The following is a 17,814-nucleotide window of genomic DNA, read 5'->3' as shown; positions in this document are numbered from 1 at the left end:
CACTAACTCTTCAAACACATCGATGAAGAAGGACTCAACCTTCTTCATCTAATGTTAGATTTGACCCTGCGTGCTCTTTACCCAGTACATCTTCTGGGTTTCTTAATGCACAGGTTTCTAGCGACAAGCAGCCGCAACCGATACAGCCTCCCAAATCACTTTGTAATGCTTTGAGTTTTTGAATTTTCTGCTCTAACTGCTCATGCCAATGACTAGCCATGGTTTCCCACTGTTCCTTGTTTGGGGCTTGGTGCTTAGGCAATTCTTCCAGTGCCTGTTTTATCTCTTCTAATGACAATCCAACTTGCTGCGCAGCTTTGATGACCGCCACGCGACGAAGCACACTGCGATGATAACGACGTTGATTGCCTTGATTTCGCCAGCTCGAAATCAATCCCTTTTGCTCATAAAAGTGCAATGCGGACACCTTGACCCCTGAACGCTTCGCCACTTCGCCTACGCTGATTTCCATCTCTATCCTCTTGTTCAATAAACGTATCTCCTCAAGTTCACTTGAGGTTTAAAAGCAACACTACGTTAACAAATCAGGAACGCAAAAACGATGAAAATAATGCGCAGTGAAAACTTCAACAAAACGACAACATAGTGTTAGAGACAGGAATGAAGTAAATTAGGGAAACTTATCTTGCTCGATAACCGCAAAGGAAACCGCAGTGAATTTAAGACAATTGGAAGTCTTTTACGCCATCATGCAAACCGGAACCGTTTCTGGTGCCGCACGCCTATTGCATGTATCGCAACCCAATGTCACTCGGGTACTTGCCCATACGGAGCAACAACTTAGCTTTGCCCTGTTTGAGCGTGTCAAAGGTCGCTTAGTGCCGACCCAAGAAGCCAAAGCCTTACTGCCAGAAGCAGAGAAAGTCTACCAACAGCTTGGGCAATTTCGCTCCCTCACCAATAAGGTGAAGCAAGGTACTCAGCACTTGAGAGTCGGAGCGCCGCCTGTCTTAGCTTCCCAACTGCTTGCTCCAACGGTTGCGACACTATCGAACCAAAAAGGCATCTCATTTGAACTATTAACCGCAAACCGTGATGAGCTGTGTTCAGGCTTACTTAAGCACGAATTGGATGTAGCGATTGCCTTTGGTGAAGAAGCGCCACCCGCAATTTTGAGTGAGATTTTACTCAAGCAACAACTTGTTCTGATTGCGCCAAAAGAAGCGCTCAATTCGGACGACGACGCGGTATCGTTTGATGATTTGATTAAGCACGATCTGCCAATCATTGGCTTGGACAGTCGCGACCCACTAGGTTTGTTGCTTCATCAAACACTCTCTGCACGTGATGAACATTATCACCATGCGATCACAGTACGCAGTTACGCCGCTGCCGCCGAGCTAGTCAAGCATCATGCCGGGTTTGCGATTGTCGACCCATGGACAGCAAAACAGTATCAAGATGACGAATCAGTAAGCGTGCACTCACTTTCTCCAGCGCTGTCATTTTCTATCTCTATCTTGTTTGCAGAACACTCGCCGCAATCCATATCGACCAAGCTTTTTATTGAGTCGTTAAAGCAGCATGTTAATCAGTAAGTTAGCACTCATGCTCACCTATAACCTTAAGTTATAGGCACACAACAAATAGGCATTCGGCTTCCCTCTTCAAACTGACTACATTGTCTGAAAACGTACGAATGACAGAGGGAACCATCATGCAAATTGCTCAACCTTACCTACTTTTTCTTGGCGACGTCACCGACCCATTAGCGGCAAAAACCGCGCGCGGAATTCACCAATGGCGCCCAGAGATTTGCTTAGGTCAGCTTCGTCTTACGTCAGAAACCGTTTCATTAGGTTTAACCGACATGACGCTGCAACAGGCTCAGCAGCAAGGCGCAAAAACGCTTGTCATCGGTACCGCAAACCCTGGCGGTGTTATTCCTGAATCATGGCAATCAACCTTGCTCGAAGCGGCGGAAATGGGGTTTGAAATTGCCTCAGGTATGCACCAACGTCTTTCTGAATTCGCGCCTTTGAATGACTTACAGCAACGTGGCTTGACCAAACTGCACGATGTGCGCCATTACGATGAACCGTTGAAAGTGGGCAATGGTAAGGCGCGCTCAGGTAAACGCTTACTAACGGTTGGCACTGACTGCTCGGTTGGAAAAATGTTCTCGGCCCTCGCGATTGAGAAAGCCTTACAGCAATCTGGTTGTAAAGCTGAGTTCAAAGCCACAGGTCAAACGGGCATCTTAGTCGCGGGCAGTGGTATTTCGATTGATGCGGTTGTCGCGGACTTTATCTCTGGTGCAGTGGAAGCCATTAGCCCTGAGTTTACTGACCACGAATGGGACATCATTGAAGGGCAAGGTTCACTGTTCAATCCCTCTTTTGCTGGCGTGAGTTTAGGCTTGCTTCACGGTGCACAAGCAGACGCTTTGGTATTGTGTCACGAGATCGGTCGCCCACACATTCGCAACCTTCCTCATGCTAAGTTGCCAACGATTGAGCAAACCATCGAAGCGAATTTACAAGCGGCACGTTTAACAAACTCTGACACACGTCTTGTCGGAATCTGCTTGAATACTTCTGCAATCAGTGAAGATGATGCCGCACAGCTTTGCCAAGACTGGACTGAGAAATACCAAGTACCAGTGACCGACCCTGTGCGTTTTGGCGTAGAGCAAATTGCTCAACACATTATTGCGATTTAAGTTGCGATTTAAGGATTGTAGACGCGATGAAAATTCATGTAGAGCCCGTCACCATTGCGATGGCGACGCCTTTCCGTATATCACGTGGCAGCAGAACCGAATGCCACGTGGTGCGAGTAACCATAGAGCAGAATGGCATCAGTGCCCAAGGTGAATGTACGCCTTATCCCCGTTACGGCGAGTCGGTGGAATCGGTGATCAAAGCCATTTCTCAAGCCGCCCATGAACTACAAGGTTTGTTTGCCAAAGGCGATGCGAACATAGTCTCTCTCAGAGAACAGCTGCAAACCCTTCTCCCTGGTGGTGCGGCACGTAATGCACTCGACTGCGCGATGTGGAACTTACAAGCTAAGCTAGCGGGCAAGCAACACACTCAAGACTTATTTGAACTGCCAACATCGATTGTCACTGCGATGACCGTGTCGATTAACACGCCAGAGGCAATGGCAAACCAGACCCGTAGTTACATCGAACAAGGCGCAAAACTACTTAAAGTGAAGCTCGACGGCGAACAAGTGATTGAGCGTGTTCGCGCAGTTCGTGAAGCGGCAGCTGAGGCAATGATCGTGCTGGATGCAAACGAAGCATGGCAAGAACTGGATTTAGACGCCACCTTTGCCGCGCTAGCGCCACTGAATATTGCGATGATTGAGCAGCCTTTGCCATCGAATGACGATGACAAGCTAAAAGACATTTCGCACCCAATTCCACTTTGTGCCGATGAAAGTTGCCATACACGCCAGCAATTGCATGAATTAGTGGGCAAATACGAGATGGTCAACATCAAGCTCGACAAGACGGGTGGTCTTACCGAAGCCCTACTGCTTGCAGAAGAAGCGAAACGCCTTGGCTTTACCTTGATGTCTGGTTGCATGTTAGGCACTTCACTGGCGATGCGTGCAGCGCTACCTATCGCTGTCCAATCGAAAGTGGTCGACTTAGATGGTCCGGTTTTACTGGGTCAGGATGTTGAGCCTGCTTTGGTATATCGAGAAGGTGATATCGTCCTGTAAAGGATCAGTGATCACCCCATCACCCATTTCATGACCTAGATTAAAAAACAATCACCATCAGCATGAAATAAGTCACATAAATTACGGGGTTATTACGGCATGCTAATACCGTAGTAACCTCTAATGCGCTTTTTCAGCAAGGTGGTGGTTGTATGTATAGAGTCATCCGAAAAATGACATGGAAGACGAAAAGGCGGTAAACCCGCCCTACTCCAATGCAGTTCGTGCCTGATATCAGGTTTGCTTTGGAATCGTTGATTGGCCGCTAAAGGCTCACTCGGTTTCGCACGTCATTTGCAAGGAGGCTCTATGCCTATCAATAAGATCCGCAACATCGCCTTTGTCGGTCAAACGGGTACCGGCAAAACCACACTGATAGAAAAACTGCTCTACACCTGCCAAGCTACCAACCATTTAGGTTGTGTGGAAAAAGGCGATACGGTGACCGATTTCGACCAACAATCCATCCAATATCAACACAGTATCGAAGCCACACCAGTCGCCCTAAGTTGGAACAAACACCGCCTCAATATCATCGACACTCCCGGACAAAGTGAATTACTCGGACGCACACTCAGCGTGTTCCCTGCCGTTGAAACTTCCGCATTGATCATCGACCCACAAATGCCCATCAACCAAACTTCTGACCGCTTGTTCGCCTTTGCTAAAGAGCAGCAAAAGTGCCAGATGATCATCATCAACAAGCTCGACAACCACGGCAACCAACTTGAAGCAGTGATGGAAAATATCATCCAACACTTTGGTGATAATTGCTTACCAATCAACTTACCTTCAGCCGATGCTCAATCGGTGGTGGATTGCTATTTCGAACCAGAGATCGAACGCGACACCTTGCTCGCCAAAGTCGAAGAAGCACATGAAACCTTGATAGACCAAGTGATTGAAGTCGATGAAGAGTTGATGGAACTGTATCTCGAACAAGGCTCAGAACTGACAGCAGAGCAGCTGCATGATCCATTTGAAGAAGCATTGAGAACCGGACACGTGATTCCAATCTGCTTTGTGTCGTCCGAAACCGGTGCGGGGGTAGAACTACTGCTCAGAACTCTTGCGGAAATAATGCCGATGCCAAATGAAGGCAACCCACCACTGTTGGAGAAAAACGGCAAGAAGGTAAAAGTAAACTGCGAAGCACTTGAGCACAGCGTGGCGCATGTGTACAAGATCAGCGTCGATCCTTACATGGGCAAACTCGCCTACTTACGTGTTTACCAAGGTGAAATCAACGCAGGCAGTCAACTCTACATCGGCGAAAGCAACAAAGCATTTAAAGTCGGTCATCTCTACCAATTGCAAGGCAAAGACAGAACGGAGATCCCAAGGGCACTTGCTGGCGATTTCTGTGTGCTCGCCAAAGTGGATGAGTTGGAATTTGATTCCATTGTTCATGACTCTCATGAAGAAGATGGCGTGCAACTCAAAACCCTCAACTTCCCAGATTCAATGTACTCGCTGTGCCTCAAGCCTGTTAAACGTGGCGACGAACAAAAGCTTGGGGATGTGCTGAATAAAATAGCCAGTGAAGATCCTTCTCTTCGAATCGAACATCGCGCACGTACTAATGAAACCATCATCAGTGGTCAGGGTGAATTCCACCTCAAAGTAGCGCTTGAGAAAATGTCTTCTGTTTACAAATTGGAAGTGGAGACCAGCCAACCAAGCGTCGAATACTTTGAGACCATAACCAAGCCAGCAGAAGGTCATTATCGTCATAAGAAACAGAGTGGCGGTGCCGGTCAATTTGGTGAAGTACAATTAAAAGTACGCCCACTCGAGCGGGGTGCGGGCTTCAAGTTCATCAATAAAGTGGTAGGCGGCGCGATTCCTACCGCGCTCATCCCAGCAGTGGAAAAAGGCATTGTTCAAGCACTAGAAGAAGGAGCGATTTCTGGTAACCCAATCAAAGATGTCGAGGTGACCGTTTACGATGGTAAATACCACTCGGTTGACTCAAAAGAAATCGCGTTTGTCATCGCAGGTAAGAAAGCCTTCTTAGATGCGATCAACAACGCAGACCCGATTGTGCTCGAACCGATTGTTCAAATGGAGCTTCATATTCCAACCGCAAATGTGGGTGATGTATCCGGCGATTTATCTGGTAATCGCGGTCTTATTGAAGGTACTGAGCCTATCGACGCGAACTTCACCATGTTAAGAGCCAAGTCTCCGGTCAACGAGCTGCAAGATTATGCTCGTCGTCTGCGCTCAATTACTGGCGGTGAAGGCAGTTTTAACATGACGCTCAGCCATTACGAACCAGCGCCACCAGCAGTACAAAAACAGGTCTGCAACGAAGCGACACAGTAAAGCTAAGACTTAACACAATTAACTTCACCAACAAAAAACGCCCTCGAAACTTGAGGGCGTTGTTGTATTCAGTTGAGGTCTATTTATCTAACGACATACCAATCTGGTCCAGTTTGGTTTGGAACTGCTCTACACTGTCGGCTTTATAGGTAGGAGAACCGTTAAAATAGCGTGGCTTCTCTGGCAACATCGCATTCTTTAGTTCTTGTTCCTGATCGACATTGTCATGGTACACCGTTACACGGTTTGGGATATCCTGCTTCATAAATGCCATTTTGGTTCTCCTTTATTAAGACGAATCTTAAGCGTAGAAGCGAACAAAAAATGCGCAAAAACTCACCATTAAAAATTTGATCTTCTAGACAATATTAGGGTCTATTGAACTTTCGAACTTGGCTCTTGGATCTGATAAAGGCGGCGTTCATTCTCTGCGCAAGTAGTCTCACAGTTACACACTTTGTCAACGCCAACGTTATTCAAGCCACCGCAACTGCCTTGAATACGTTTATTGTGAAAGATCACGCCCAGTGACATCAACAAAATGATGGCTAAGAACCCCAAAAAAGTGAACAACCAAACCATTACTTCACCTCTTTCACGTAAGAAGAAACTAATGCTTTAAGTTTAGTCGGGCGCAACGTCATGAGTGTGTTTTTTGATTGAGATTGAGGATTGATCAATAGCGACAGCGCTTTTTTGCTACCACAGCCACCGCAACCACCTTTTTTGGCATGATTGGTCGAAGGGCGACCTTGCGTCGCAACCGTTAATGGTGAGCGAGGTACACCCATCACATCATCCAGTGAGCTGCGAGTCGATAGCTTGAAGACTTGCTTACCACTGCTCAAAAGCTTCCCAAGCGCACGTTCACCAATGTTACGAACCAGCACCGCATCCACCTGATATTCTTGCAAAGATTGAATAAGTTGAGATTTTGCTTTACAGCCAGCTTGTGGCATAGAAGCAATATTAGCTAGGTTTTTCAACAGCCCTTCCGTATCGGAATAAATCGCAATGTATGGGGCTTTAACAAAATGATTGGCGACGCGTTCGCCGTCATTCGGAATAGCGTAAATCATGAGTTTGACTCCTGGTCAGGAAAAACAAGTGCATGACCCTCAACTAGGCTTTTCGCGACTTTAAAACGCGCGCTTTTAACCGTATTACCAAAGGTCTGGCGAGAGACTCCCATTTGGTCGGCAGCTTGCTGCTGGCTCAATCCTTCCAGATCGGCCAATCGCAATGCTTCTAATTCTTCTGGCAATATGTTGACCTTCTCTAGATCATAAAACGGTACGCCATTGGGCTTAAAACAATGGTGCGCTGCACGTCCACATATACGTCTTTCTATTTTTGGTCTCGCCATCACATCCTCTCTACAAAACACCTTCACCTTACGCCCGTTAATGGCATATGCCAATTAAAGTTTTTAGCATATGCCAATATCTTAGTTTGCAAAAATCTCATCAACAGCGAAATATTCATTAGACATCTAACAATAATGCAATAACACATACAAACCACCATACGATTCATTGACATGAGTCGATAAAAAACCTCTCATTCATGAGGCTATTTTCATCAAACATTCACCTTCGTTTTCACGATTGTTAACAAATAAAGCTATAATTCACCCAACACATTAGTTTGAACACTAATGATTAATTCGTTACCCTAAGTGAGCTATTTAGAGAAAGGAAACTCAATATGACGTACAAAACTCCCTTACTACTAGCGATTGGTGCGCTAGCAGCAACCAACGCAAACGCAAGTGAGTGTGGAACGGTTACCATTGCAGATATGAACTGGAACTCTGCAACACTGATTGCCAATGTGGACCGTTTTATTCTTGAGCACGGCTACGGCTGTGATGCCGAACTCATCCCTGGCGACACCATGCCGACAGGCACATCAATGATTGAAAAAGGACAGCCTGATGTGGCGCCTGAACTGTGGAGTAACAGCCTTAAAGACGCGCTAGACAAAGGTGTCGAAGAAAAACGCCTACGCTATGCAGGTAAAGCGCTCGTCGATGGTGGTGAAGAAGGATTCTGGATCCCAGCCTATCTTGTTAAACAATACCCTGAAATGAAAACCATCGAAGGTGTGAAAAAGCACGCGAAGTTATTCTCTCATCCTGAAGACAAAGCAAAATCGGCATTTTACAGCTGTCCTGCCGGTTGGAACTGTCAAATTAGCGCCGGCAATCTTTTCAAAGCGATGAATCTTGCTGACGCAGGCTTCGACATCATCGACCCAGGTTCAAGTGCCGGTCTGTCTGGCTCAATTGCAAAAGCCTACGAGCGTGAAGAAGCGTGGTTCGGTTACTACTGGGCACCTACTGCGGTTCTTGGTAAATACGACATGGTAAAAGTGGATTTTGGTAGCGGCGTTGATGAGAAAGAGTTCGTCAGCTGTACAACACAAACAGACTGTGAAAATCCAAAAGCAACCATGTACCCACCTTCACCAGTTCATACCATTACGACTGAGGAGTTTGCTTCACGCTCTCCAGCCGCTTACGACTACTTCACTAAGCGTGGCTTCACCAATGCGGACATGAACCAGCTATTAGCTTGGATGGAAGACAACCAAGCAGACGGTGAAGAAACCATGTTCCATTTCCTAGAAAATTACCCGCAGATCTGGAACGCATGGGTTCCACAAGACGTAGCTAAAAAAGTGCAAGGTGCACTGTAAGACTTAGACGTTTCGTAAATGGTATAGGAATACCAAAATTGTTGTATGCCGAGGCTCGCTTGAGTCTCGGCAAGAAAAGGAAGTAAACATGTCTGACTCGAATTGGCTTAGCGAATTCCCAGAAATGGATCGCTCAGATCTCAGAGCCATCCGCAAAACCTTAGATGGAGCCTACCGCGATTTCTCTCGCGAATACGGCGACCTTATTGAATCATTCTTCGACCCTCTTCTCTCATTTCTCGTTTGGTTCGAAAAACTCCTCATTTCTACACCATGGATGATCATTCTTGGTGTGTGTACTGCATTGGTTTATGCCGCTAGTCGCTCATGGAAACTGGCTGTCGCGTGTTTCGTGTCATTGATACTGATTGGGTACTTTGGCATGTGGGAAGACACGATGCGGACGCTCAGCATCATCACGGTTTGTACCATGCTCGCTATTGCGCTCGGCATTCCAATTGGTATTGCCATGGCGCGCTCAAATCGTGTGCAATCCGTCGTGACACCACTGCTCGATGTGATGCAAACCATGCCCGCGTTCGTCTATCTGATTCCTGTCGTGATGCTCCTTGGTATCGGTAAGATCCCTGGCTTGATTGCGGTTGTTATCTACGCAATCCCACCCGTGATTCGTCTGACCAACTTAGGCATCCGACTCGTAGACAAAGAAGTACTTGAAGCCGCCACCGCCTTTGGTGCAAGTAACAAGCAACGCTTAGTCGGCGTACAATTACCTTTGGCAATGCCAACCATTATGGCTGGTATCAACCAAACCATCATGATGGCGCTGTCTATGGTTGTTATCGCTTCTATGATTGGCGTTAAAGGCTTAGGTCAGCCAGTATTGAAATCAATCACCAACCAGTACTTCACGCTTGGTCTGCTTAATGGCCTAGCGATTGTAGCACTGGCGATTCTGTTTGACCGTGCGTCGCAAGCTTACGCGAAGCGAACCCAAGCACACTTAGGAGATCTGAAACATGACTAAGCCACTTATTGAAATCAGCGGGCTGTACAAGATCTTCGGACCAAAGCCAAAAACAGTCATCGAGCGAGTAAAACAAGGTCAGAGCAAAGACCAAATTCTTGCTGATACGGGTCATACCGTCGGTTTAAAAGACATCAACCTGCAAATTAACAAAGGCGAAATCTTCGTTATCATGGGTCTATCTGGCTCAGGTAAGTCGACCATGATTCGTCACTTCAACCGTTTGATTGACCCAACCATGGGGCAAATTTTGGTTGAAGGCGTCGACGTGATGCAGCTGTCTTCAAAAGAGTTGGAAGAGTTTCGTCGCCATAAAATGTCGATGGTATTTCAACGCTTTGGCCTTTTGCCTCATCGCACTGTGGTTGACAACGTCGCTTACGGCTTGGAAATCCAAGGCATCAAGAAAGAAGCACGCATTGCGAAAGCCAACGAATGGTTGGAGACAGTCGGCCTTAAAGGTTACGAGAACCAATACCCTGCTCAGCTTTCTGGCGGCCAACAACAACGCGTTGGTTTAGCTCGCGCGCTGGCGACTGACGCTGAGATCCTATTGATGGATGAAGCATTCTCGGCACTCGACCCACTGATCCGGAGCGAGATGCAAGATCAGCTGATTGAACTGCAAGAGAAGCTACATAAGACCATTATCTTTATCACTCACGATTTGGACGAAGCGCTTCGCTTAGGTGACCGTATCGCTATTTTGAAAGATGGCGAGTTAGTACAGCAAGGTTCTCCAGACGAGATTCTGCTCCACCCTGCCGATGAATATGTAGAAGCCTTCGTTAAGGACGTAAACCGAGCTAGAGCGCTTACGGTAGAAACCGTAATGCAGCCACCAGCATATCGCATTGCAGCTACGACTATCGAAGAAGCCCTTGTCGAGATGAAACGCGTGAAACAAGACTACGCGTACCACGTGACCGATGAAGGCTATCAAGGAGTCGTTACCAAAGAAAGCTTGCTAGACGCAGCGAAGACGGATGCCGCGCAAGAGCTGGCAGAAGAAATCTACGAAGAAGTGCCTGTTGTCTCTCCTGATTCCGTAATTGAAGAAGTGCTACCAGACACCATGTCTTGTGACTACTCACTGCCGGTTGTGGATGACGAAGGTAATCTGCAAGGTGAACTAGAACGTAGCGCCGTGGCTGAAATCTTTACTGATAACACCGAAGAGGTGTCGCCGCCAAAGGAGGTCAAAACGCCTCCAGTAATGGATAAGGCATCTTAATACCGTAAAGGCTCATCGTCGGATGAGCCTTTTTGTTTGCTTTGTTGTCTCTTTACTATTGGTGTTATTGCTATCGCTACAGCCATATAAGCAGTGCGAAAATTAACAGACTCAACACGATACCAAACAGAACAATCCGCCCCTGCATTTCTGTCGAGACGGGACGATGCGGCCTTTTACCTAACGTCAGAATATACAATCCCGCGTAACCGATACTATAAGCAACCCTGTCTAAACAAAGTTCGATCAACAACCAACGAATAAGTGCTCCCAATATCCTAAGCGCACCTATAACCAATTCTTCCATTTTTCTTTTCCTATTCCATTTTATTTTCAAACCACTGACGTTAAAGAGTTTTTCTTACAAAGGCTGTTCAATGGTTTGCTTTGTTCTGACGCAGGTTTAGGAAACAGGTCTATTATTATCACGGTATACCCAAGTGACCTTAGCATACAAGCAACGAGATTATTTTGGTATATCAACTCGTTGATTTAGAGAGGAATATTATGAAAAAGACACTATTAGCACTAACTGGTGCAGTCGTTATCTTAGCAGGCTGTCAGGATGAGAAACCCGCGGAGACAACTGCGGTTGAGGTTCCTCAAGCAACAGAAGTTGAAACCACCGTTGATGCAACACCGATTGAAGAAGAGCAAGTGATCACCACAGATACTTTTGTTGATTCTGGTCACAACGCGCAAAATGCGCTGGATTGGAACGGCATTTACAAAGGCAAACTTCCTTGTGCTGATTGCGCGGGTATCGATACCACGCTAACCCTGAACGAAGACGGCACTTACTCATTGGTAGAACTGTACGAGGGTAAAGAAGGCGACCCAATCAAATCGGAAGGTAAGTTCACTTGGAACGAATCAGGCAACACCATCACATTAGTTGATGAATCCGGTCCAAACCAGTACTTCGTTGGTGAAAACATGCTAATGAAGCTGGATATGAACGGCGAAAAAGCAACAGGCGAGCTAGCGTCATTCTACAACCTAAGCAAAATGCCTTAATGCTGAATAGCGACTTCATCTCATCCTGATAAAGACCCAATCCGAGCCTCCCCCGCTCGGATTTTTTCATTCTCGTTAATTAGAACGACAATCAAGAATTTTCATTTATTGAGAAAAATAACAACGGCACCAATTGACGCAAACGATTGCTATTGATAGATTGCGCCATCTTTTTCATTTGTAAGTATGTCGTATGCAAATCTTTAAACGTTTCGCTGCACTTGTTCCTGCAGTACTTTCCTTCTCTGTTTTCGCTCAAACTCAACCTATCCTTGTTCAGGGTGCAATGGATATTGAAACCAGTACGTTGGTTGAAGCATTGGATGATGCGAAAGAAACCACCGTTGGTTCTTGGACTTTCTGGCAAGGTGAAATCGACGGCTACCCAGTCGTGGTTTCTCGTACTGAAGTTGGCTTGGCGAATGCTGCCGCTTCTACCACGATTGCGATTGAACACTTCAATCCTAAGTACATCATCAACCAAGGCACATCAGGCGGTCACGATCCTGAGCTATACCGTGGTGACATTGTCGTGGGTGAAGCCAGCTTCAACATGGGCTCTTACAAGTCTGAGTTTACTGAAAAAGGCAAAGGCATCGACCCAACGAAGTGGCAGAACTTCGACGTAACCATGCGTCTACGTGAAAACGGTGAGTTTGTTGAACATAAACAATTCAAAGCGGATCCGGCGCTAGTTGAAACTGCTCTTTCTTTGTCTGAAGAATACAAAAAAGGCAAAGTTGTGAAAGGCTTGATTGGTTCAGCGGACGAATGGAACCGCGAAGTAGACCGCATCAACTGGTTCCATGAAACCTACGGTACGTCTGTTGAAGAGATGGAAACGTCATCAGCGGCATTGGTTGCTCAAGCTTACCAAGTACCTTTCGTTAGCATCCGTATCCTGTCGAACACCGATCAACATAAGCAAGACTTCGATCCGCAAACCGCTGTCGATTGCCAGCTATACACGATTGATGTGATTAAAACGCTGATCAAAAAGCAATAATCGCTTTTTTGAATCGAAAAGGGAGGCCGAGTGCCTCCCTTTCTTGTTTATAAGCACTGCTGTTTAAGCCAGTTGGTCAACTTAATGATTTCTGGCTGGTGAGCTCGATTCTTCTTATACACGAAGTAAAAGCTATCTCCCGTTTCCAGTCCATGCGAAGGGATATAGACCAAATCCTGAGCTTTATCTCGTTCATTCAACATGAAGTCATTAGCGAACGTAATGCCTTGGTCGTAACGAGCGGCTTCGATAGCAAGCAGCATGTGACTGAAGTGCTGCATATCAATGTCTTTTGGCAGTTCAAACCCACCGGCTTTGCACCACTCTGCCCAATCTTTACCTCGTTCGCGATAGATAGAGTCAGTAGAAAGGATCGGATAGTGCCAGAGTGCATTCGGCATTGGTTGGTCTTGAATTTCTTTCCAGATATTGAGGCTACATACCGGATACAAAGTCTCATCATATAAGCGTACTGCCATATAATTACGCTTCGGCTTTTGCACTGTGATAAAACAATCACCAACACTATCGGTTTGTTCGGGATCTCCGGCGACCATATTGAGTGAGAGATCGATTTCTGGGTACTGACGCTTAAAGTCCGCCAATCTTGGGATCAGCCATTTCACCGCCAGCGAGCTGTAAATCGCTAGCCGTAGACTGCCCTTTTCTCCTTCACGCACCTTTTGACTCGCCATCGCAATCGCGCTAATAGCAGGGCTGATATCTTCAAGATAACGAAAGCCGGTATCCGAGAGTGACAACTTACGCCCCTGGCGAATAAACAAGGCTTCACCAAGGTAGTCTTCTAATATACGGATCTGATGGCTCACCGCACTTTGGGTCACGTTGAGCTCTTCTGCTGCAAGGGAAAAACTCAAATTGCGCGCAACGGATTCGAAACAGTGGACCGCTCTAAGAGGTGGTAGTTTCATTATCTAAAAATCTCATACTTAAACTAATAAATATCATTTCACTTCATCCTATGACATCACCTACTCTTTGGCAAAGAATGAGGAGAGGAATAAAGTGAAAGTCACATCTGTCGGTGCAGCCATGCTGCTATTAATCGTTGGTAACCTAGTTGCGGTGCTCTCAGACGCTTTGATCAAAAGTGTCGGTAATGAAGTGCCGGTTTTTCAGTTTGTGTTTTACCGACAATTGTCAGCTGTGATGATGTTACTACCCGTGTATTTACTCACTAAACAAGCCCCATTAATGGAAGGCTTCAAGTGGCATGCAGTTCGTGCGCACGTTTGGTTAACTGGCGCGATTTTCATGGTGTTTGCCATCTCGTCGATGCCACTCGCCACCGCGAACGCGATCTTCTATGCCGCGCCTTTGATCATGCTGCCACTGGCGGCCATCTTCTTTGGAGAGAAACTTTCCGGTCAATCAATTGCGGCGGCAGTGTTGGGCTTTGCAGGCGTGCTTGTGATTATTCGTCCCGATCAGATTGATTGGGCAGCACTATCGGCATTGGTTGTCGCAGTCACTTTGGCGATCAACAACCTGCTGATCCGCAAACTGCCAAAGAACCAATCTGTGCCACACACACTGTTGATGACTAACCTAGCCGGCATCCCGGTATCATTGTTGTTGGTGTTTATTGAAGGTGAAGCATGGGATTGGAGTTCCTTCCCTATTGCGGCAGGTTCAAGCTTGTTCATCATGATTTATGCAGCAACCTGTGTGTTGGCTTATCGCTCTATCGATAGCAACAAAATTGCCAGCGCAGAATATAGCGGCTTGATTGGTGCAGTAATCGTTGGTTTGATTTGGTTTGGTGAAGTGCCGGATATCTTTATGGCAATTGGTACTGTAATGATTGTGGTGCCTCTGGTTTGGCTATCCAAACGAGAACGCCGCAAACAAAAACAAGCGCAAGCTGCCAAACTCGCAGAAGAGCAACAGCACCACCAAGCTCCTGTGGCGTAGACGACACCGAAACAAGGGGCAATTCACTGTCCCTTGTTGTTTGGTAACAACTGCTATAGTTAAAAACGTAAATAATAAAACTAGGGCAGTACTGAATTCGTCACCCCCCCTCTGTTTCTGAACATTCTTATTTTTTTAGGGTGACTCTCGCTCTCGATACAATTCACAGCTGCCTCTTATTTGAGGTCTTGTGCATGCAAAACGTATTCAAATCGACACTTCAACACTTTGTCACTTCCGCACTTTTCGTTATTGTCTTATTTAGCTCAGCCTCCTTCGCTGCCCCTCTCAAAGTCGGTACTTATCCCTGTCCTCCCTTTGTTATTCATTCGACTGGTGAAGAACTTAGTGGCCTGAGTGTTGAGCTATGGGAGCGAATTGCCAAAAACATGGGAGTAGAGTTTCAGTTTGAAAATCATCCTCTCGACGATCTCCTCGGTGCGATTGAAACTGGCCAAGTCGATATTGGTGTCTCCTGTATATCGATCACACCAGAACGAGAGTTATTTGCCGATTTTTCTCACTCCTTTTATGAAACACACCTCGCCATCGCGGTTAAGCGTCAAGGCTACCTACATACCTTAAAATCGATATTCTTGAACCCTGCGTTATGGCTGATCATTGGGGCAATTGTATTGATAGCAGGCTTAGTCGGCGCTTTTTTCTACATCATAGAGAAAGGAAAGAATGAAAAGCTGTATTCAATGAACAGTCGAATCGGTCGCTGGGTTGAGAGCTTTATACTTGGCTTACTGTTTATCACTCGCGGCCCTTTCAATTATTTTGAGTTTAAGAGCCTGACTGGGCGTATCGTCACTGTTCTAATCGGTGTACTTAGCATGCTCTTCATCGCAAGTATTACCGCTGTTTTAGCCAGTAAGCTCACGCTCAGCCAAGGATATTCTCAAATCAAAGGCGTCAATGACCTTGCCAAAGTTCAAGTTGGCGCCAAAGGAGCAACGACCTCTTCGCTCATGCTCACCAGTTTTGGTATTCGACACAAAAGCTACGACGACATGACAACCTTGCTGGAAGCATTGGAGAACGGGGAAGTTGAAGCAATTGTCGCTGATGATGTCGTCCTAAAGTACATGATTGGTAACGGCAGACAGAGCGGACAATTTGAAAACCTTGAAGTGTTACCTTACCAATTGGAAAAACAAAACTACGGTTTCATCATGACCGAAAACAACCAATATGAGGAAGAGATCAATCGCGCATTATTGCAGATTAGAGAGTCGAGAGAGTGGCGCAAAACCTTAGTCGACTATTTTGTCGAGAAGTAATTACTGCATGATCAAAAAAGCCCTTTGCTCGTTTAAGCAAAGGGCTTTTATATTCAAGTTTGTCGGCGATTATTGCGGTAGAACCACTTTGCCATCTTGAATTGGGAGTGTCTTGCCTGCAGGCTTGCTCTTCATACGAACCGTGGTTGGCGCACCAGCAACCTCGTAAGTGACATCGTAACCGACTACTTTTTCAGAAGTCGTGTACTCGGTATGACATTGCTTCTCAGTTGATGTCACAACATCACCCTTCTGAACATTGTCTTGGATTTCGCGACCCGCCATTGCACCCGCGATAGTGCCTGCCGCCGTTGCAATCACTTTACCTGAACCGCCACCAATTTGGTTACCTAACGCAGCACCTGCCGCGGCACCACCGACCGTGCCAAGGATCTTGTTGTTATCCTTCGGTGCAACTTGGTGAGTCACAACCACGTCTTTACACACTTGGTGTGGGTTCTTCACTGTTTCAGTTACCGCTTCAACAAGCGTAATGTTCGCTTCTGTTGGTGCCGGTGGCGTCTTATCTTTACAGCCTGCTAGTACAGCAACAACAGCTGCAGCGATTGCGATAGATTTCATATTCATGGATTACTTCCCAGTACAGTTATCTTTGCTTGGCGGTATAGTAAATCGCGAACTGAAATTCACATCAGGTCAAATTAAGCCTTCTGTCATTAGCAGGTTAAAAAACATTGTTTTATTAAGGTGACGTCAGCAAAAAAGCAAGCTACGGTAAATCAGAGCTAGATCACATCAGGGTGAGCTATGAGTATTCGGCTAACTACATTGTAAGGATGGGTAATAATTACGCAGGCACCATCCATCGCGTCCAAAATGCAAGCAACATCGAAGCAAACATAACCCAAACAAGTGTCGCCGCTGTTAATGTGCCAACCAAGCTCAAGCGATAGCTAAAATAGAAGACTGAAATCAGATACGCGGCATAAGGAATAAGAGAATAGATACCAAACAGTGCCGTTTGCCGCAAGGCTTCCATATCTCGTTCACTGCCCACAATAAAATGAGCGATCAACGCAAAAGTTGGAAACAATGGCACCAAACCCGCGATGTAGAAGCTTTTCGACTTCGACAGCATAGCAATGATCAACACTGCGACTGCACCGAGTAAAGATTTAAGAAAGAGACTCGTCATCCGATTTTTCCAGAATGCTTAAGCCAAACTTAAAAACAATTCATCATCCGTTAGATACTTATGACGATGGCTAAGGCTACGTAAGTGCATAAACATAAAGTCAGGAAAACCCGGAGCAATGATATTGTTTGGCTCCCAGAGAATTCCGCCAACAAATACGTAACGGCCTTGTTTTTCATCGTCATGCAGAGGGTTATTAATTGGTGTCGTCAATTCAGCGCGGCAACCTTCAACAACACACACGATTTGCCCCTTGTAAATGCCAATTACACGCTTAACAAGGTTCGCTTTGATGCCACACTTCCACGCTTGGCGCGTCGCCCACTCATAACCGTGTTTGTTAATCACTTTCTTCTGTAGATGCACAACCAAATTCATCGTAAGTTCCCGACCTGATCTTTGTTTGTACTATAACCAAATCGCCTTCTAGGTTTGCCGATATAAATTTGTCGAAACCATAGAAGTTAA

Annotated in this window: 21 protein-coding genes; 11 read left to right on the top strand and 10 right to left on the bottom strand. The window is 46.2% G+C overall.

Annotated elements, in window-relative coordinates; genetic code table 11:
- Nucleotides 1–34 precede the first annotated feature (34 nt).
- Nucleotides 35–472, bottom strand: a complete 438-nt coding sequence (soxR, locus tag KIO97_RS04950) for a redox-sensitive transcriptional activator SoxR (RefSeq protein ID WP_038891738.1) — start codon at nucleotides 470–472, stop codon at nucleotides 35–37.
- A gap of 202 nt (nucleotides 473–674) precedes the next feature.
- Between soxR and KIO97_RS04945 the strand changes: the two genes are divergently transcribed.
- From KIO97_RS04945 to fusA, 4 genes are all read left to right on the top strand, one after another.
- Complete coding sequence (locus KIO97_RS04945) at nucleotides 675–1,559, top strand: LysR family transcriptional regulator (protein WP_285381275.1); 885 nt, start codon at nucleotides 675–677, stop codon at nucleotides 1,557–1,559.
- 119 nt (nucleotides 1,560–1,678) lie between these two features.
- The gene (dgcN, locus tag KIO97_RS04940) at nucleotides 1,679–2,683 is read left to right on the top strand and encodes an N-acetyltransferase DgcN (protein WP_171373442.1); all 1,005 of its coding nucleotides are present in this window, start codon (nucleotides 1,679–1,681) and stop codon (nucleotides 2,681–2,683) included.
- 26 nt (nucleotides 2,684–2,709) lie between these two features.
- Nucleotides 2,710–3,696, top strand: a complete 987-nt coding sequence (gene dgcA, locus KIO97_RS04935; protein WP_285381272.1) for an N-acetyl-D-Glu racemase DgcA — start codon at nucleotides 2,710–2,712, stop codon at nucleotides 3,694–3,696.
- Nucleotides 3,697–4,005: 309 nt separating this feature from the next.
- On the top strand, nucleotides 4,006–6,024 hold the full coding sequence (gene fusA / locus KIO97_RS04930; protein WP_285381270.1) for an elongation factor G: 2,019 nt from the start codon (nucleotides 4,006–4,008) through the stop codon (nucleotides 6,022–6,024).
- A 79-nt stretch (nucleotides 6,025–6,103) separates the two neighbouring features.
- On the opposite strand, the gene KIO97_RS04925 is transcribed toward fusA, so the two are convergent.
- From KIO97_RS04925 to KIO97_RS04910, 4 genes are all read right to left on the bottom strand, one after another.
- Nucleotides 6,104–6,298, bottom strand: coding sequence for a hypothetical protein (locus tag KIO97_RS04925; RefSeq protein WP_005429524.1), 195 nt, complete (start codon nucleotides 6,296–6,298; stop codon nucleotides 6,104–6,106).
- Nucleotides 6,299–6,399: 101 nt separating this feature from the next.
- On the bottom strand, nucleotides 6,400–6,606 hold the full coding sequence (gene nqrM / locus KIO97_RS04920; protein WP_045383902.1) for a (Na+)-NQR maturation NqrM: 207 nt from the start codon (nucleotides 6,604–6,606) through the stop codon (nucleotides 6,400–6,402).
- Nucleotides 6,606–7,103, bottom strand: coding sequence for a NifB/NifX family molybdenum-iron cluster-binding protein (locus tag KIO97_RS04915; protein ID WP_285381268.1), 498 nt, complete (start codon nucleotides 7,101–7,103; stop codon nucleotides 6,606–6,608). The genes nqrM and KIO97_RS04915 overlap by 1 nt, the downstream gene beginning before the upstream one ends.
- Nucleotides 7,100–7,390 carry a DUF134 domain-containing protein gene (locus tag KIO97_RS04910; protein WP_038891747.1) on the bottom strand — a complete coding sequence of 97 codons (291 nt, stop codon included), beginning with the start codon at nucleotides 7,388–7,390 and terminating at the stop codon, nucleotides 7,100–7,102. The genes KIO97_RS04915 and KIO97_RS04910 overlap by 4 nt, the downstream gene beginning before the upstream one ends.
- A 341-nt stretch (nucleotides 7,391–7,731) precedes the next feature.
- Here KIO97_RS04910 and KIO97_RS04905 point away from each other — a divergent pair, with 341 nt between their 5' ends.
- The 3 genes from KIO97_RS04905 (at nucleotide 7,732) to KIO97_RS04895 (ending at nucleotide 10,946) form a co-directional block, all read left to right on the top strand.
- On the top strand, nucleotides 7,732–8,724 hold the full coding sequence (locus KIO97_RS04905; RefSeq protein WP_012129981.1) for an ABC transporter substrate-binding protein: 993 nt from the start codon (nucleotides 7,732–7,734) through the stop codon (nucleotides 8,722–8,724).
- An 88-nt stretch (nucleotides 8,725–8,812) separates the two neighbouring features.
- A complete protein-coding gene (locus KIO97_RS04900) occupies nucleotides 8,813–9,712 on the top strand; it encodes a proline/glycine betaine ABC transporter permease (RefSeq protein WP_005429511.1) in 900 nt (299 codons plus the stop codon).
- Nucleotides 9,705–10,946: a glycine betaine/L-proline ABC transporter ATP-binding protein gene (locus tag KIO97_RS04895; RefSeq protein ID WP_005529645.1), complete on the top strand. Its 1,242-nt coding sequence runs from the start codon at nucleotides 9,705–9,707 to the stop codon at nucleotides 10,944–10,946. The genes KIO97_RS04900 and KIO97_RS04895 overlap by 8 nt, the downstream gene beginning before the upstream one ends.
- A 76-nt stretch (nucleotides 10,947–11,022) precedes the next feature.
- Here KIO97_RS04895 and KIO97_RS04890 read toward each other — a convergent pair whose 3' ends face one another.
- Nucleotides 11,023–11,253, bottom strand: a complete 231-nt coding sequence (locus KIO97_RS04890; RefSeq protein ID WP_012129983.1) for a hypothetical protein — start codon at nucleotides 11,251–11,253, stop codon at nucleotides 11,023–11,025.
- 200 nt (nucleotides 11,254–11,453) lie between these two features.
- On the opposite strand from KIO97_RS04890, the gene KIO97_RS04885 reads away from it, so the two are divergent.
- Both KIO97_RS04885 and KIO97_RS04880 read left to right on the top strand, forming a co-directional pair.
- Nucleotides 11,454–11,963, top strand: coding sequence for a copper resistance protein NlpE (locus KIO97_RS04885; RefSeq protein ID WP_012129984.1), 510 nt, complete (start codon nucleotides 11,454–11,456; stop codon nucleotides 11,961–11,963).
- A gap of 193 nt (nucleotides 11,964–12,156) precedes the next feature.
- Nucleotides 12,157–12,969: a 5'-methylthioadenosine/S-adenosylhomocysteine nucleosidase gene (locus tag KIO97_RS04880; RefSeq protein WP_285381265.1), complete on the top strand. Its 813-nt coding sequence runs from the start codon at nucleotides 12,157–12,159 to the stop codon at nucleotides 12,967–12,969.
- A gap of 47 nt (nucleotides 12,970–13,016) precedes the next feature.
- Here the strand turns inward: KIO97_RS04880 and KIO97_RS04875 are convergent, their stop codons facing one another.
- The gene (locus tag KIO97_RS04875) at nucleotides 13,017–13,901 is read right to left on the bottom strand and encodes a LysR substrate-binding domain-containing protein (protein ID WP_228174241.1); all 885 of its coding nucleotides are present in this window, start codon (nucleotides 13,899–13,901) and stop codon (nucleotides 13,017–13,019) included.
- Between the two features lie 94 nt (nucleotides 13,902–13,995).
- Here KIO97_RS04875 and KIO97_RS04870 point away from each other — a divergent pair, with 94 nt between their 5' ends.
- Nucleotides 13,996–14,904, top strand: coding sequence for a DMT family transporter (locus KIO97_RS04870; protein WP_103414525.1), 909 nt, complete (start codon nucleotides 13,996–13,998; stop codon nucleotides 14,902–14,904).
- A 194-nt stretch (nucleotides 14,905–15,098) separates the two neighbouring features.
- A complete protein-coding gene (locus KIO97_RS04865; RefSeq protein ID WP_103414526.1) occupies nucleotides 15,099–16,190 on the top strand; it encodes a transporter substrate-binding domain-containing protein in 1,092 nt (363 codons plus the stop codon).
- A 69-nt stretch (nucleotides 16,191–16,259) separates the two neighbouring features.
- On the opposite strand, the gene KIO97_RS04860 is transcribed toward KIO97_RS04865, so the two are convergent.
- The 3 genes from KIO97_RS04860 to KIO97_RS04850 form a co-directional block, all read right to left on the bottom strand.
- Nucleotides 16,260–16,778 carry a glycine zipper 2TM domain-containing protein gene (locus tag KIO97_RS04860; protein WP_103414527.1) on the bottom strand — a complete coding sequence of 173 codons (519 nt, stop codon included), beginning with the start codon at nucleotides 16,776–16,778 and terminating at the stop codon, nucleotides 16,260–16,262.
- Between the two features lie 220 nt (nucleotides 16,779–16,998).
- Entirely contained in the window at nucleotides 16,999–17,346 is a 348-nt protein-coding gene (locus KIO97_RS04855; RefSeq protein ID WP_005436374.1) for a GlpM family protein, read from the bottom strand.
- An 18-nt stretch (nucleotides 17,347–17,364) separates the two neighbouring features.
- A complete protein-coding gene (locus KIO97_RS04850; RefSeq protein ID WP_103414528.1) occupies nucleotides 17,365–17,724 on the bottom strand; it encodes an acyl-CoA synthetase in 360 nt (119 codons plus the stop codon).
- Between the last annotated feature and the right edge of the window lie 90 nt (nucleotides 17,725–17,814).

Source organism: Vibrio sp. B181a (assembly GCF_030248375.1).
Classification (GTDB): domain Bacteria; phylum Pseudomonadota; class Gammaproteobacteria; order Enterobacterales; family Vibrionaceae; genus Vibrio; species Vibrio campbellii.
Note: the sequence above shows the minus strand (reverse complement) of the source record. Positions and strands in the feature narration are given on the sequence as shown.

Bases quoted from the DNA above. Each gene is read 5' to 3' on its own strand.
- soxR (WP_038891738.1), bottom strand. From the start codon at position 472: ATGGAAATCAGCGTAGGCGAAGTGGCGAAGCGTTCAGGGGTCAAGGTG.
- dgcN (WP_171373442.1), top strand. From the start codon at position 1,679: ATGCAAATTGCTCAACCTTACCTACTTTTTCTTGGCGACGTCACCGAC.
- dgcA (WP_285381272.1), top strand. From the start codon at position 2,710: ATGAAAATTCATGTAGAGCCCGTCACCATTGCGATGGCGACGCCTTTC.
- fusA (WP_285381270.1), top strand. From the start codon at position 4,006: ATGCCTATCAATAAGATCCGCAACATCGCCTTTGTCGGTCAAACGGGT.
- KIO97_RS04925 (WP_005429524.1), bottom strand. From the start codon at position 6,298: ATGGCATTTATGAAGCAGGATATCCCAAACCGTGTAACGGTGTACCAT.
- nqrM (WP_045383902.1), bottom strand. From the start codon at position 6,606: ATGGTTTGGTTGTTCACTTTTTTGGGGTTCTTAGCCATCATTTTGTTG.
- KIO97_RS04915 (WP_285381268.1), bottom strand. From the start codon at position 7,103: ATGATTTACGCTATTCCGAATGACGGCGAACGCGTCGCCAATCATTTT.
- KIO97_RS04910 (WP_038891747.1), bottom strand. From the start codon at position 7,390: ATGGCGAGACCAAAAATAGAAAGACGTATATGTGGACGTGCAGCGCAC.
- KIO97_RS04905 (WP_012129981.1), top strand. From the start codon at position 7,732: ATGACGTACAAAACTCCCTTACTACTAGCGATTGGTGCGCTAGCAGCA.
- KIO97_RS04900 (WP_005429511.1), top strand. From the start codon at position 8,813: ATGTCTGACTCGAATTGGCTTAGCGAATTCCCAGAAATGGATCGCTCA.
- KIO97_RS04895 (WP_005529645.1), top strand. From the start codon at position 9,705: ATGACTAAGCCACTTATTGAAATCAGCGGGCTGTACAAGATCTTCGGA.
- KIO97_RS04890 (WP_012129983.1), bottom strand. From the start codon at position 11,253: ATGGAAGAATTGGTTATAGGTGCGCTTAGGATATTGGGAGCACTTATT.
- KIO97_RS04885 (WP_012129984.1), top strand. From the start codon at position 11,454: ATGAAAAAGACACTATTAGCACTAACTGGTGCAGTCGTTATCTTAGCA.
- KIO97_RS04880 (WP_285381265.1), top strand. From the start codon at position 12,157: ATGCAAATCTTTAAACGTTTCGCTGCACTTGTTCCTGCAGTACTTTCC.
- KIO97_RS04875 (WP_228174241.1), bottom strand. From the start codon at position 13,901: ATGAAACTACCACCTCTTAGAGCGGTCCACTGTTTCGAATCCGTTGCG.
- KIO97_RS04865 (WP_103414526.1), top strand. From the start codon at position 15,099: ATGCAAAACGTATTCAAATCGACACTTCAACACTTTGTCACTTCCGCA.
- KIO97_RS04860 (WP_103414527.1), bottom strand. From the start codon at position 16,778: ATGAATATGAAATCTATCGCAATCGCTGCAGCTGTTGTTGCTGTACTA.
- KIO97_RS04855 (WP_005436374.1), bottom strand. From the start codon at position 17,346: ATGACGAGTCTCTTTCTTAAATCTTTACTCGGTGCAGTCGCAGTGTTG.
- KIO97_RS04850 (WP_103414528.1), bottom strand. From the start codon at position 17,724: ATGAATTTGGTTGTGCATCTACAGAAGAAAGTGATTAACAAACACGGT.